This is a genomic window from Pandoraea sp. XY-2, from assembly GCF_004193915.1.
In the GTDB taxonomy this organism is placed as follows: Bacteria; Pseudomonadota; Gammaproteobacteria; order Burkholderiales; family Burkholderiaceae; genus Pandoraea; species Pandoraea cepalis.
Genome location: NZ_CP030849.1, coordinates 2,898,038 through 2,912,973 on the forward strand (window position 1 = coordinate 2,898,038; position 14,936 = coordinate 2,912,973).

Here is a 14,936-nt window from a genome sequence, read left to right on the forward strand (position 1 = left end):
AACGAGCATGCAAGCCCTGAAACTTGTCAAACACCTGACGCTGGCCGCAATCGTGGTCGGCAGCCTTGCCGCCTGCGGCATTCTGCCGGAGAAGGTCGACGAAACGGCCGGCTGGTCGACGAACAAATTATACTCGGAAGCCAAGGACAGCTTCGATAGCGGCGACTACACGAAGGCCGCCAAGTACTACGAGTTGCTCGAAGGGCGCGATCCGTTCGGTCCGCACGCGCAGCAAGCGCAGATCAACACGGCCTACTCCTATTACAAGGACAACGAGCCGGCGCAGGCCCTCACCGCCATCGACCGCTTTATCCGCCTGCATCCGGACAGCCCGTCGATCGATTACGCCTATTACCTCAAGGGTCTGATCAACTTCAATGACGACCTGGGCCTGTTCGGCCGCTTCTCGGGACAGGATCTCAGCGAGCGCGATCCGAAGGCACTGCGCGCGGCTTACGACAGCTTCAAATATCTGGTCGAGCATTATCCGAGCAGCAAGTATGCCAACGACGCCGCGCTGCGCATGCGCTACGCCGTCAACGCGATGGCGGCCCATGAAGTCCATGCCGCCGAGTACTACTATCGTCGCGGCGCGTACCTCGCTGCCGTGAATCGCGCACAAAGCGCGCTGAAGGACTACGATCAGGCACCGGCGCTGGAAGACGCACTGGGCATCATGATCAAGTCGTACGATAAACTCGGCATGACCGAACTGCGTGACGACGCGCGTCGCGTGATGGAAAAGACCTATCCGAAGAGCGGTTATCTGACGGTCGGCCATCGCACCGACACCAGCGGCGACAAGAAGTCCTGGTGGCAGCTCTGGCGGTAAACGTCGCTTCGGTCTGCCCCATCGAAAAGCCCTCGCTCGCGCGAGGGCTTTTTGTTTTGGTGCGTGATGCGCCGGGTCGATTCCGGCGAATGCCACGGCAATGCGTCGGCGAGTCAGTCGCCCGCGTCGGCGGCGATCTCATCGAAGAAGCCGCGCACGATGGGTAGCTCGCGCGTGCGCTTGAACGGCGGCAGGCTCTGCCAGATCCGGCGGCCGTAGGGCTTGTCGACCAGACGCGGATCGCAAATCATCAACACACCACGATCGAGTTCAGAACGAATCAATCGCCCCGCTCCCTGTTTGAGCGTGATGACCGCCTGCGGCAACTGATGCACGGCGAACGGGCTGAGTCCCTTCTTCGTGAGCGCGTCGAGCCGCGCGGCCAGCACTGGGTCATCCGGCGGCGCGAACGGCAATTTGTCGATGATGACAAGCGAGAGCGCCTCGCCGCGCACGTCGACCCCTTCCCAGAAACTCTGACTGCCGATGAGCACGGCATTGCCGAGCGCGCGAAACCGATCGAGCAGTTCGGTGCGGCTCGCCTCGCCCTGCACGAGCAGCGGATACGGCCAGCCACGGCGGTCGAACTCCTCACGCAGACGCTCCGCGGCGCGGTTGACAGCGCGCAACGTCGTACACAGGACAAACGCCCGGCCACCGCTCACTTCGAGCACCGGCAAGGCGGCGTCGAGCACGGCGTCGGTGAAGCCCGGCGCCGACGGCTGTGGCAATCCGCGTGGCACGTACAGCAGACTCTGATTCGGATAATCGAAGGGGCTCGCGAGCGTGAGCGACTTGCCCGCATCGAGCCCCAACTGCGCCGCATAGTGCATAAAATTGCCCTTCACCGACAACGTAGCTGACGTGAAGATCCAGGCCCTCGGCGCGCCGGCGCGCTGCTTTGAGAAGATCGGCGCAATCGAGAGTGGCGTCTGATGCAACTGGACCGCCTGTGAAAACACCTCGATCCAGCGGACCGTCTCCGGCGGCGTGTAGTTTTTTTCCGCCGCCCCCTCGTCCATCGAAGTGCCCGATGCCTTCGCGTCGGCCGCCAGCCGTGCAGCTTCGGCTTCGCGCGCCTTGGCCGCCTTTTCGCGTTTGCCGTCGGTGACACGCGGTGCATCCGGATCCAGCAGCGGCAGCGGCGACTCGCCCGGCACGGGCGGCGTTGCCCCGGTCTGCCAACGTTCCAACTGCTGATGCAACTCCAGCGCGCGACGCAAGCAAGTGCCCAAGGCTTCGGCTCGCTCGGACTGGTGCTGGAGCGTCTCGATCATGTCCTGCAACGCAACGTCCACGCTATCGAGCGCGCCGAACAACGCGTGATCGTCGGCCAACTGTGCGACCGACATCCGCGTGTTGTCCTGCCCGAAGGTCAAACGCACATCGCGCGCGGCCCGCTCCAGGTTCGCACCGAGTTTGACCCAGTCCGCCGCATCGCGGGCATGAATCAGCCCCTCGGCCACGCAGTCGCGCGCCAGTTCGAGCATCTGCCCGGTCGAAACCGTCTCACCGAAGAACAGCGTGGCGGTCTCGGGCAACTGATGCGCTTCGTCGAAGATGACCGTGTTCGCGCTGGGCAGCAGCTCGGCCATTCCCGTGTCGCGCAGCATCACGTCCGCAAAAAAGAGGTGATGATTGACGACCACGAGATCCGCCTGCTGCGCTTCCTTGCGCGCCTGCATCACGAAGCAATCCTTGTAGCGCGGGCATTCCTGACCAAGACAGTTGTCGCGGGTGGACGTGACTTGCGCCCAGATGGGCGCATTCTCCGGCACCGAGGCCAGTTCCGCCTTGTCGCCACTGTGCGTGATTTGCGCGAACGTCGTGATCTCGCGCAACTGCGCCGCTTCATGACGTGACGCGAAGCGTCCTTCCTGCTGGGCGCGTTCCAGATAGTAGTGGCAGAGGTAGTTCGCGCGCCCTTTGAGCATGGCCACCGTCACGGGCACCGCGAGCGCCTTGCGCACCGTGGGGATGTCACGCGCGAAAATCTGATCCTGCAAGTGCTTGGTGCCGGTCGAGATGATCGTCTTGCCGCCCCACAGCATGGCGGGCACGAGATACGCGTAGGTCTTGCCGGTACCGGTACCGGCCTCGGCGATCAGCGTGTCGTGCGTGTCCATCGCGGCGGCCACGGCGCGTGCCATTTCGGTCTGCGGCTCGCGAGAGCGATAGCCGTCGATCGTGCGCGCAAGCATCCCGCCGTCGCCGAAGATCTCTTGCAACTCGCGCTCGCGCTTGGCGGCAAGCGGCTTGAGTCCATAGAAAGTGGGCGACTCGGCGGGGCTCGGGGAGGTATCGGGGAAATCGCTGGAGGCGGCGGAATCGGTCAAAACGGCAAGAGAACTCAAAGGTGCCGCGAATCACACCTACGAGATTCGCGACACCGGCAATGAAAAAAGCAATCGCGTCGACTCTCCGACGCGTGTCGCAAACGTTGCGTGGGACGCCCGCTCAGGCAGGCTGGTCCGGCATTTGCTGCACTTGCAGCAGGGTGATCGTGTCCTTGATTTTCAGACGGCGCTTCTTGAGCCGCGTGACCCGGAGTTCGTCGTAGGACGGTTCCGTCAGCAGCTTGTCGATCAGGAAGTCGAGATCGCGGTGTTCGATCTGCAACTCGATGATGCGGCGCCCGACGGAGTGAAGATCATGCTGCATCGTGGTCACGCTCCTGCGACTCTCGAAAGATGCCGGGGCCGGCATTCACACCCCGTCCCGACGGCGTACCGGCCAACGACGCGCCAGGAGGGATCGCCACGCAACGCGGCAGCACGGATCGGGACATCGCTCACTGTCCCGGCAACGGCTTCTGCGCCGGCGCGTTGCCCGATTCCGATTCCTTGCGGCGCGCATCCGACTTCTTCTGGCGCTCGATAGCGTCCTTCTGCTTCTGGTCGAACTTGCGCACATTGTCTTCGCGCTCTGCCGCCTTGCGAGCCGCTGTCGCCTTCGCGTCGTCGAGCTTCTGCTGCTGTCCGGCCTGCTTGGCATTGTACTGCTCGGCGTTGGCCGCCCGCTGCGGCGCCTGGCCCGTACGCTCGGTCACACGCTGCTGATACTCAGCCTGCTTGGTCTGGTAATTGGATACGTTTTGCGCACGCTCCGCCGCGCGCTGCGGCGCTTCGGCCGCCGTTTGCGCCCGCTTCTCCGCCAGACGATCGTCGCGCTCCTGCGCCCGCGCCTTGCGCTCCTGGTCTTCCAGCACCAGTCGTTGGCTGCGAACGGCCTTGAGCGCCGCGCGTTGATCGTCACGCGCGTTGTCGATGCAGTAATTCACGAAGAACTTCGACGCACACTCGTACTTCGCCTGTTCGAAGCGATAGTCGATCCAGGCGCGCTGCCGATCGAGCACCGCACGGCGGCCGGCGAAGTCGTCGTCAGCGGGGTGCAGATCGAGCGCGTCGTCGTACGCGACCGGCTTGTCATCGTCGGCGATGGCGGCACTCGCCGCACTGGCTGGCGACGGTGTGCGATCGGCCGTGGCATCGAACGGCACCTTCGGCACGCGAAGCTGTTCGGTCGTGCGTCCTGCGGCCTCGGTCGCCGAGAGCCCCTGCGCGAACGACGTGCCGGGCACGACGGCGGCCGCCGTCACGATGCCGAACGCGCCCACCGCGGCATGACGACACAAAGACTGGCGCGAAAACAATTTTGCGAAGGAAATCATGAGGTTGAGCAGAGTGATGCCAAATTTTAACATTGCCTGCCCGGACGCGCCCGCGGTTTATGGCAAAATGCCCCGCTCCTGGCACTTGGGTAACTCGCAACACTCATGACGCAAAACGTAGCTCTTCAGATCGTTCAACGCATCGCCGACGAACTCAACGTGCAGCCGCGTCAGGTGGCCGCCGCCGTGCAACTGCTCGACGAAGGCGCCACCGTGCCCTTCATCGCTCGCTACCGCAAGGAAGTCACCGATAACCTCGATGACACGCAGTTGCGTACGCTCGAAGAACGCCTGCTTTATCTTCGCGAGCTGGAAGAGCGCCGTGCGGCGATCCTCGCGAACATCGACGAGCAAGGCAAGCTGACCGACGAGCTGCGCACCGCCATTGAGGCGGCCGACACGAAGCAGACGCTCGAAGACCTCTATCTCCCGTACAAGCAAAAGCGGCGCACGCGCGCGCAAATCGCCCGCGAGGCCGGCCTCGAGCCGCTCGCGCAGGCCTTGCTTGCCGACCCGACACTCGACCCGCAGGCCGAAGCGGCCAAGTTCGTCGATGCCGAAAAAGGCGTGGCGGACGTCAAGGCTGCGCTCGACGGCGCCCGCGACATCCTGTCGGAACAATTCGGCGAAACGGCCGAGTTGCTCGGCAAGCTGCGCGACTATCTGTGGCATCAGGGCGTCGTGTCGTCGAAGGTCGTCGAGGGCAAGGAAAGCGAGGAAGGCGAGAAATTCCGTGACTATTACGACTACGCCGAGCCGATCGCCGCCGTGCCGTCACATCGCGCACTGGCCCTCTTCCGCGGCCGTAACCTCGGCATTCTGATGGTCAAGCTGGGCCTTGGCGAGGAACTCGACACGCAGATCCCGCATCCGTGCGAAGGCGTGATCGCCGGGCACTTCGGCATTCGCCAGCAGAACCGCGCCGCCGACAAGTGGCTAGGGGATGTCTGCCGTTGGTGCTGGCGCGTGAAGGTGCAGCCGCACCTCGAATCGGAACTGCTCACGCAAATTCGCGAGAGCGCCGAGAGCGAAGCCATTCGCGTGTTCGCACGCAACCTCAAGGCGCTGCTGCTCGCCGCCCCGGCCGGTCAGAAGGGCGTGATCGGTCTGGACCCGGGCCTGCGTACCGGCGTGAAGGTGGCCGTGGTCGATCGCACCGGCAAGGTGCTGGGCACCGACACCATCTACCCGCACGAACCGCGCCGCGATTGGGACGGCTCGCTCTCGCGACTCGCCAAGATCGCCGCTGCCACCGGCGCAGAACTCCTGAGTATCGGCAACGGTACGGCGTCGCGCGAGACGGACAAGCTCGCGCTGGAGTTGATCAAGCGCCATCCCGAGCTCAAGCTGCAGAAAATCGTGGTCTCGGAAGCCGGGGCCTCGGTGTACTCGGCATCGGAATTCGCCGCGAAGGAATTCCCCGAACTCGACGTGTCGCTGCGCGGTGCGGTGTCGATCGCCCGCCGTTTGCAGGATCCGCTGGCCGAACTCGTCAAGATCGAGCCGAAGGCCATCGGCGTGGGCCAGTATCAGCATGACGTGAACCAGCGCGAGCTGGCGCGCATGCTCGACGCCGTGGTCGAAGACTGTGTGAACGCCGTGGGCGTGGACGTCAATACCGCTTCGGCACCGCTGCTCGCACGCGTATCGGGCCTGAACGGCACGCTTGCAAAGAACATCGTGGACTTTCGCGACAGCAACGGCCCGTTCCCGAATCGCGAAGCGCTCAAGAAAGTGCCGCGCCTGGGCGACAAGACCTTCGAGCAGGCCGCCGGCTTCCTGCGCGTGACCGGCGGCGACAATCCGCTGGATCGGTCGTCGGTCCACCCGGAAGCGTATCCGGTCGTCGAACGCATTCTGGCGAAGATCAAGAAGACCATTGGCGACGTGATGGGCAACGGCTCGATCGTGCGCAGTGTCTCGGCGACCGAATTCGTCGACGAGCGTTTCGGTCTGCCAACCGTCAAGGACATCCTGACCGAACTCGAGAAGCCGGGCCGCGATCCGCGACCGGAGTTCAAGACGGCGACGTTCCAGGAAGGGGTCGAAAAGCTCACCGACCTCAAGCCGGGCATGCAGCTCGAAGGCGTGGTGACGAACGTGGCGGCCTTCGGTGCGTTCATCGACATTGGCGTGCATCAGGACGGCCTGGTGCACGTCTCGGCCATGTCGACGAAGTTCATCAAGGATCCGCACGAGGTCGTGAAGGCCGGCGACATCGTGAAGGTAAAAGTGCTCGAAGTCGATCCGCGCCGCCAGCGTATCTCGCTCACGATGCGCCTGAACGACGACCTGCCGGTGGCGGGGGCGACCGATCGTCCGGGCAGTAGCAGCGGCGCGCGCGGCGGCAACGGTGGCAATGGCGGCGGCCAACGTGGCGGCGGCGGTCAACGTCAGCGTGAACCGGAGACGGTGAACGCCATGGCAGCCGCGTTCGCCAAGCTCAAGCGCTAAGTCGAGCCCCAGCGCTCACGAGTCCGACGCGCGGCGCGCAAGCGTTACCTCGCGCCGCGTCCCGTCTCGTTGCGACCGGCCCGCCCTCTCCGGAAGGCGGGCTTTTTTTCGGTCCGCCAAAACACCGAACCCCCAAGGGCTGGCGGTCTCGCCAATCCTTGGGGGTTCGTTGCATCGCGTTCATGCACGGCCATGTCCGACGGCGCGGCGTGCCCGCCCCCTCAGGGCACGGGACTCGCCGTCAGATCTCGATCTTGGTCCCCAGTTCGACCACGCGGTTCGCGGGAATGCTGAAGAAGTCGGTCGGCTTGGCCGCGTTCTGGTGCATCCATGCGAACAGACGTTCGCGCCAGATCGACATGCCGGGCAACTTGGTCGGAACCACCGTCTCGCGCGCGAGGAAGAACGACGTGTCCATCAGCTCGAAGTGCATGTCCGTCTTGCCCTCGAGCAAATTCAGAACTTCCTTGACGTCGGGCGTCTCGTTGAAACCGAACGTTGCGACTACGCTGAACAAGCCGCCGGAGTGATCCTGGACCTCGATGCGATTGAGATCTTCGACATACGGCACATCGACCGTGCGGAAGGTAAGGAAGATCGTGCGCTCGTGCAGGATGCGGTTGTGCTTGAGGTTGTGCAGCAAGCTCACCGGCACTTGCGTGTTGCCGCCCGTCAGGTAGATCGCGGTGCCCGCCACGCGATGCGGCGGATGCGCGAGCAGCCCCTGCAAGAACGGCGCGAGCGGAATCCCGTCGGCGGCCGTGCGCTCACGCAGCAATTGGCGCCCCTTGTGCCAGGTCATCAGCATGAAGAACAGGAAAGCCCCAGCGCGAGCGGCAGCCATCCGCCCTCTTCCACCTTGATCAGGTTCGCGCCGAAGAAGGCGAAGTCGACCACGAGGAAGCCGGTGATGATCAACGCCACCAGGAACTTGTTCCAGTTCCAGACCTTGACCATGACGACGCACGCCAGAATGGTCGTGATGACCATCGTCGTGGTCACGGCAATACCGTACGCGGCCGCGAGATTGCTCGACGACTTGAAGGCCAGCACGATCCAGATGATCACCAGCAGCAGGGCCCAGTTGATCACCGGCATGTAGATCTGGCCGATTTCGCGATCCGACGTATGCAGGATCTTCATACGCGGCACATAGCCGAGCTGAATGGCCTGACTGGTCAGCGAGAATGCGCCGGAGATCACCGCCTGCGAGGCGATCACGGTCGCCGCCGTTGCCACCATCACCAACGGCACCAGCGCCCAGTCCGGGGCCATCAGGAAGAACGGATTCTCGATGGCCTTTGGCGTCGTCAGCAGCAATGCACCCTGGCCGAAGTAATTCAGTGTCAGCGCCGGGAACACGAGAAGCGACCACGCAAATCGGATGGGCCGAATGCCGAAATGCCCCATGTCCGCATAGAGCGCCTCGGCCCCGGTCAACACCAGGAACACCGAGCCGAGCACGATATAGGCTTGCAGGGCGTGCGTATGGATGAAGCGGATGCCGTAATACGGGTTGATCGCCTGAACGATCTCGGGCGCGGCGGCGATGTTGTACACGCCGAGCACGCCGAGAATCACGAACCAGATGACCATGACCGGGCCGAAAAGGCGTCCGACCTTGGCCGTGCCCGACTTCTGCATCCAGAACAGAACGATCAGGATGACGATGGTAGTCGGCAGCACGAAGCGCCCGAGCGACGGGGCGGCAATCTCCAGCCCCTCGACCGCCGACAGCACGGAAATGGCCGGCGTGATGACCGCATCGCCATAGAACATACAAGCGCCGAACATGCCCAGCATCATCAGCACCGACGCCCATCGGCTGCCGGCCCGCACGCTGCGCAGGCTTAGCGCCATGAGCGCGAGCACGCCGCCCTCGCCGCGGTTGTCCGCGCGCATCACGAACAGCACATACTTCAGGGAAACGACAATCACCAGGGCCCAGAACAGCAGCGAGATGATGCCGAACACGGCTTGCTGGGTAAACGGAATGCCGTGTTGCGGATCGAAACATTCCTTGAGCGCATAGAGCGGACTGGTGCCGATATCGCCGAAGACCACGCCGATGGCCGCCACCATGAGCGCGGGCAAAGCCTGAGGGCGCTGCCCGTGTCGTATGTTTTGCGTCATAAGGTTTGGGTAATCGCTTTATTGCGCTGCACAAAATGGGCGCTATTCTAACTGGGCGCCGGTTCCCTCGCCAGTCCGGACAGGTGCTGAGTGCCGGACGTCTGACATGGCAGGCTACGCTAGGATAATTCGAGCCGTGCGCCGTGACCAGTGCGGCGCGACAAGGGTTTTGCCACCCCGGCGCACCATGGGATTGGGCGAGCGGCGCCGCGTTTCGAGTTGCAAATGCGCGACATATGCCCGGCATGCGCATTCACGAGTCGACAGCCCCGCCAATTGCGTGTACCGGTGCACCGTGTACGGCGCCGCCGCGGGTGAAGCGCGGGTACGACGGCCCATAAACGACGGCCCATAAAAAAACCGCCCGAAGGCGGTTTTCCCATCATCTGAGCCGTCGACCGAACGATGCCCGGCAGGTCATCGCCTTAACGATGACGCGTTGCCTTGCCGCGATGGACAGGGCTCTTGACCGAGCGCACGAGGCTCGAATCGGCACTGTTCTGCTCGGCTTCAAGCGAGCGGATCTGGCCTTGCAGGTCGTTCAGGCGCAGACGCGCTGCGGTACGTTCGGTTTCCAGTGCCGAGGCCTGTTCGCGCACTGCCTGCTGGTTCTCGGCCAGCGCCTGCTCCTGCTGGCGTTGAATCGTCAGGTCGTTCTGCACCGCGTTCAGGCGCGCTTCACTCTCGGCGAGCTGGCGCTCCATCAGCGCCTTTTGCGCTTCGAGCTTGATGCGACGGATTTCGACGTCGGCAAGCACCTGCGTCTGGCGCACGAAATCGCCGTACAGGGCTTCCGCCTTTTTCTCGTTGCCGAGCTTCACGACGCGCCAGAACTGGCCCTCATGGAACAGTGCCACGTAATAGCCCAACGTCTGCGGATAGAACAACAGGCTCGCGCCATAGCGGCCGTTGTAAGTTGTGCGAAGTTCGGAGACTTCCTTGTTCTGAATGCGATCGCGCAGTTCCTGAATCGTCCCCGAGGCCGCCGCCGGCGCGTTGGCCGACTGCGCAGGCACTGTCGGCGCCGCGAGTTGGGCGGGCGATGCGCCCGTCACGTCCTTCACCGCGTCCGCCGCCCCCGCTGGCGTTCCCCAGGCTGCCAGGCATGCCACCCCCACGCCCAACCAATACCGCCCCGGCAATCACTGATTTTCATCTGATCTGTTTTCCTCTTATCGACCGGACCGTTTCACGATCCTTGTTCGCCGCATTCGTTCGCCCCCTCCGGACTCCGCCCCGAGGATCTGAGACCTGCGTATTTGTGGAATGATAACCGCACGCCCGCAATAGCCGCCAATTCTATCCATTGACGCGCCCGCTTCCAAGCGCCGAATGCGTTATTGTGCCCGCCTGAATTCATCTGTTGATACCGCGCAACTCCGCGCACCGTGCGAGTTCTCCCGGACGGAACTTCGATGTCAGACAAATCCCGTCATTTAGGCGCGAATCGAGGTATTGCCCACGCAACACGCGGCGATATCGGGGCACGATCCCATGGCGAGGGGCGGATGGCATCTCTCGGACCGCCGCGGGCTTTTCAGTCGTTTCCTTCGGTTTGCCAACCAGGTGCGCCGAATGCCGTCCGGTAGCGGCGCACTAGCGATCGCTACCGGTGCCCGCATCGAACTCGCTGGCCAGTTCCGAATCGTTGCCGACGATCTGATACTTGCGCATTTTTTCCCACAGCACCTTGCGGCTGATGCCCAGGGCGTTGGCGGTGTCCTGGCGTCGCCAGCCGTTGGCGTCGAGCGACGCGACGATGCGCGCGCGCTCGGTGGCATCCCAACGGGCGCGATCGGTGAGCACCGCGCCTCGTGCGCCATCGTCACCGCGTGAGGGGGTGCCCATGGAAAGCGCGTCGAAGATCGGGCGGATGCGCCGCTCGTCCCAGCCCCCCAATTGCCGATAGATGATGCCGACACGCTCGGCGATGTTGCGCATTTCACGCACGTTGCCGGGAAACACCCCGCCCTCGACCTGTTCGCGCAGCCACGGCGGCACTTGCGCGCCAACCTCGCTGTCGCCGACGACCTTGCCGAGATAGGCCGTGAAGACGGCGAGCTTGTCGACGGGGCCGCGCTCCTCGAGACTTGGGATATGCAACTCGATCACAGCGAGACGGTAGAACAGGTCGGCACGAAACAATTCGTCGCGCACCATCGTCTTGAGGTGCTTGTTGGTCGCCGCCACGAGCCGAAAGTCGAGCTTCACGGGTTGCGCCGACCCCAGACGCGTCACTGCGCTGTCCTCCAGCACCCGCAACAGCTTGACCTGCTGATACAACGGCAGATCGCCGATTTCGTCGAGGAAGAGCGTGCCGTCGTTGGCCTGCTCGAAATAGCCCTTGTGCGAATACAGCGCGCCGGTAAACGCCCCTTTGGCGTGGCCGAAGAAATGCGACTCGAACAGGCCGTCGGGAATCGCGCCGCAGTTCACGGCGACGAAGGGGCCTTGCCCGTAATGGCTTTGCTTGTCGTGCAGCAAGCGCGCGATGCGCTCCTTGCCCACCCCTGTCTCGCCGTGAATGAGCACGTTCGAGTCGCAATCGGCGAAGGCATCGACCTCCGCGAGCAAGGCGAGCATGGCACTCGACTGCGCAACGAGCGGGTCCACCGGCGCCGGGGCGCGGTCGGCTTCCGCGATGGCGCCCGAGAGTTTGAAGATGAGCGTGCGTAATTCCGCGCCGGAGAAGTCGAGCGTGAGGATATTGCTGTACTCGGGCGGATAGACGCGCGGATCGTTCTCGCGCGGCGTGGTCGCGACCCAGATGACAGGCATGCCGTGGCCCAACTGCCACTCCTGGGCATTGGTCGATGCGCCTTCGATCACCGACACACTGACCACGGCGATGGACGGACGCGCCTTGGTGCGCTCGCGCGAGAGATCGATACCGTCGGCACGAATGACTTCCATGTCGAAGCTCGCGAGGCAATGCGCGACGCGGTCGGCAATATCCGACTTGCCCTCCCACACGTACACATCGAGATCTTCACGTACTGGCTTGCTTTTCATGCTTGTCCGCTGGTTGCCGGTCGCGCCAGGCGCCCGTCATGGTGAATTTCAGTCCTGATATCCGTCGCCCGCTGTTGGCCTCGCTGTTCCGCTCCTGTTCCGGTTCGCTTGCGCGATCGTGCCGCTTCGCTAATAGACGAGTTGGACGAGTCCGTTCTGGCAGTTGATGCTGTCGACGGTCACGGTGGTGGTGCCGAGCGTGATGCCGAGCGACGTGAGTAACGTGTTGAGTAGCGTGCTCAGTGGCCCTAGCAGCGGATTGAGCAAGGTATAGACCACACTGCCGAGCACGGGCGAGACGTCGGCGCTACCGATCGACCCCGACACGGCATTGACGCGGCACTGATTTGCCCCGCTGCCCGACAGATTGCAAACCAGATCCGAAACGCCGCCCAGCAAACCGTTCACGATCGAGCCGAGCGTATTGACCAGCCCGGTGATGAGGCCGTCCACGCCACCGACTACTTGGGGCAGGTTGAGGGTGGCGACGCCGCCCAAGGTGGTGCCGAGCGCATTGGTCGTGGTGGTGAGCCCTGCGGCGGCGGTACTGAGAAACAGGTTGACCGTCGAGACGGTGGCGCCCACGGCCGCTGTTGGCACGCTGCCAACGAGACCCGTACCGATCGTATTGGATGACGCCGCCCCAGACGCACTCACGTCGAGCGACAGGCCCGTGACCAACGCGCTGACGATCTGGCTCAGATTCACGCTCGAGCCGACCGGCCCGACGGTTTGTGGAAACGGGCCGGCAAACGTCAGCGGCGCGGGCGAATTGGTCACGAGCGAGAGGTTGACGTTTCCCCCCACGTTAATCAATCCCAGCAACGTCGCAATGTTCGTGCGCTGCGTCATGAGGGTGGTGCAGCTCGCAGCGTCGTTTGCGATGTTCACGCCGCTGGCCGTGCCGCCCACACAGGCATTTACGAGACCGGAATTGATTTGGAGGGTCGCGGAAGGGGGCGCGCCGCACTGCAAGGCCGTCACTGTCGCCGTCGATTGTGCCGCCTCCAGCACGAGCGGTAGATTCAACTGCGTCCCCAGTCCATTGAGCAGCCCGCCCAGCGTACCGGCAGACGAGTTGACGGTCACGAACAGCCGCAATTGCGCGGTCGTCGCTGTCGCACCGACACCGCCCACGCCAACCTGTGGCGGCGAAATGACCCGAGCCACGACCGACACCGTACCGCCCAGAATCGGTAGCGACGGAATCGCCACGGCGTTGCTGCCGTTAGCACCGACGACGGCTGCGGAAATCAGATCAGCGACACCAATATTGGCCGTGAGCGCGTTCGCTGCGCTCACCCCCGCCGCGTCGATGTTGGCGATGAGGCCGGGTGTCGTCGCCGTGCCCAGCAAGTTGATCGGCAGATTCAGCACCGGGCTGCCCGCGAACACATTGATTAGGTTGTTCATCGCCGTGACCGACGCCGAGAGCGCACCGTTCTGCGTTGCCAGCGCGATATTCGTTGCACTCAGCAATTGCCCGACGGTCAGGTTCTTCACCGCGGCCACGCCCGACAGCGACGCCACGCTGACATCGCCGGTCACCGGAACCCCAAGCGCCTGCAACAATCCCTGCGGTGTGATATTGACGCCGACAAGTTGCTGCGCCGCGGCGACGTAGAGCGTTGGCGAGATACCGACCGACTGAAGCAGCGGCGCGAGCACCGAATTGCTCGTATTGAGCGCCAGCAGTCCCGAGTCGACCGTGAACGTCACCACCGCTGGCGCCTTGCGCGCAATCGCGGTGGCCGTGATCGTGCGGGTACCGGCGAGCTGGAAGAAGGACGGTACGCCCAACGACAACTTCACCGACACCGCGTTACCACTTGCCGCATTGCCGGCATTGGTCGCGACGAACGTGCCGGGCCCGGTCGCCGACGCCGACGGCGATGTCCAGATACCGCACGACGTCGTCACCTGCAAGCCGGTGACGTTGCTGCCCATGTTCGACGTCACGTTGGCCTGTGCGACGCTTGCATACGACGTGGCGTTGGCGCATCCCGGCAGCGTCTGCGCACCGGCGAGCGCGGCCATGTCGGCCGCGCGCTGCAGATCGCGTCGTTGCATGAACGCATAGCCCACATCGATGGCGAACGCCAGAATCAGCGCCACGATCACGAAGACGAACGCGAGGATCGGAACCGATCCCCGCTGCGCCCCACGTGACGAGGCAATACGATTCGTTCGGCGCAAACGCGCACGCACAGTCATGACACGTTACTGGCTCGCGCCAGCCCCCGCTGCGGCAGGTGCAGCGCCCGCGCTGCCCCCGCCATTGTTGCCGGTCCCCGTATCGCCCTGGACGATCGCCGGATAGAACTGAGGAATCGGATACGTGAAGCTATCCAGATAGCGCTTGTAGGCACGCGACGCCGTCGAGCCGAGCATCGGCAGCCCCGGGCCGGCGGCCAGATTGCCCGCCTGCAGCGCGAGCAACGCTTCGGTTTCGTCGCCGAGCATGCCGTCGCGGGCATGCTCACCGACACGCAGCGCCGTATCGCGCCGAACGACGTTGTGCGGCACACGCCTCGTTTGTTCTACGGGCGCTGCCGCCGTTTGCGCTGCGGGCGTTGCCGAGACAACCGGTGCCGGTGCCGGCGCCGGTGCGGCGACATTACGTGCGTCAGCGCCGCCCATCGATCCCGTGATCGGCGCATTGAGTTGCGCCGCGACCGCGCCCGCCCAAAGCGCGAGCGCAGCGGCAACGAGCCGCGTCGCCCGCCGCGGCCCAGCGTCCAATGTTCCGTGTGGTTTCTGACCTGCCATCATCACGTCTCCCTGATATTGCGTGATTCTCGTCGTGCACCCTGCGCCATGCATGAAGGCGGAAGG

9 protein-coding genes and 1 pseudogene are annotated in these 14,936 nt (G+C 64.0%); 2 read left to right on the forward strand and 8 right to left on the reverse strand.

All coding sequences use genetic code 11. From position 1 onward, the window contains the following. The first annotated feature begins 7 nt into the window (after positions 1-7). Positions 8-832, forward strand: coding sequence for an outer membrane protein assembly factor BamD (locus DRB87_RS13080; RefSeq protein WP_017234057.1), 825 nt, complete (start codon positions 8-10; stop codon positions 830-832). Positions 833-945: 113 nt separating this feature from the next. Here DRB87_RS13080 and DRB87_RS13085 read toward each other — a convergent pair whose 3' ends face one another. The 3 genes from DRB87_RS13085 to DRB87_RS13095 all read right to left on the reverse strand — a co-directional run bounded on the left by DRB87_RS13085 (position 946) and on the right by DRB87_RS13095 (position 4,466). Next, a complete protein-coding gene (locus tag DRB87_RS13085; protein WP_130026209.1) occupies positions 946-3,168 on the reverse strand; it encodes an ATP-dependent DNA helicase in 2,223 nt (740 codons plus the stop codon). A 121-nt stretch (positions 3,169-3,289) separates the two neighbouring features. Beyond that, on the reverse strand, positions 3,290-3,493 hold the full coding sequence (locus DRB87_RS13090; RefSeq protein ID WP_130026210.1) for a YdcH family protein: 204 nt from the start codon (positions 3,491-3,493) through the stop codon (positions 3,290-3,292). 130 nt (positions 3,494-3,623) lie between these two features. Further along, positions 3,624-4,466, reverse strand: coding sequence for a hypothetical protein (locus tag DRB87_RS13095; RefSeq protein WP_130026211.1), 843 nt, complete (start codon positions 4,464-4,466; stop codon positions 3,624-3,626). Between the two features lie 141 nt (positions 4,467-4,607). On the opposite strand from DRB87_RS13095, the gene DRB87_RS13100 reads away from it, so the two are divergent. Further along, complete coding sequence (locus tag DRB87_RS13100; RefSeq protein WP_130026212.1) at positions 4,608-6,956, forward strand: Tex family protein; 2,349 nt, start codon at positions 4,608-4,610, stop codon at positions 6,954-6,956. A 241-nt stretch (positions 6,957-7,197) separates the two neighbouring features. Here DRB87_RS13100 and DRB87_RS13105 read toward each other — a convergent pair. The 5 genes and pseudogenes from DRB87_RS13105 to DRB87_RS13125 form a co-directional block, all read right to left on the reverse strand. Continuing rightward, positions 7,198-9,111, reverse strand: a pseudogene (locus DRB87_RS13105) (potassium transporter Kup). A 403-nt stretch (positions 9,112-9,514) separates the two neighbouring features. Next, on the reverse strand, positions 9,515-10,201 hold the full coding sequence (locus DRB87_RS13110; protein ID WP_165385310.1) for a DUF2968 domain-containing protein: 687 nt from the start codon (positions 10,199-10,201) through the stop codon (positions 9,515-9,517). A gap of 484 nt (positions 10,202-10,685) precedes the next feature. After that, positions 10,686-12,101, reverse strand: coding sequence for a sigma 54-interacting transcriptional regulator (locus tag DRB87_RS13115; RefSeq protein WP_130026214.1), 1,416 nt, complete (start codon positions 12,099-12,101; stop codon positions 10,686-10,688). A 129-nt stretch (positions 12,102-12,230) separates the two neighbouring features. Continuing rightward, positions 12,231-14,315 (reverse strand): pilus assembly protein TadG-related protein, encoded by a 2,085-nt coding sequence (locus DRB87_RS13120; RefSeq protein WP_130026215.1) that lies wholly within the window; start codon positions 14,313-14,315, stop codon positions 12,231-12,233. A 6-nt stretch (positions 14,316-14,321) separates the two neighbouring features. After that, a complete protein-coding gene (locus DRB87_RS13125) occupies positions 14,322-14,873 on the reverse strand; it encodes a DUF3613 domain-containing protein (protein ID WP_240755982.1) in 552 nt (183 codons plus the stop codon). Between the last annotated feature and the right edge of the window lie 63 nt (positions 14,874-14,936).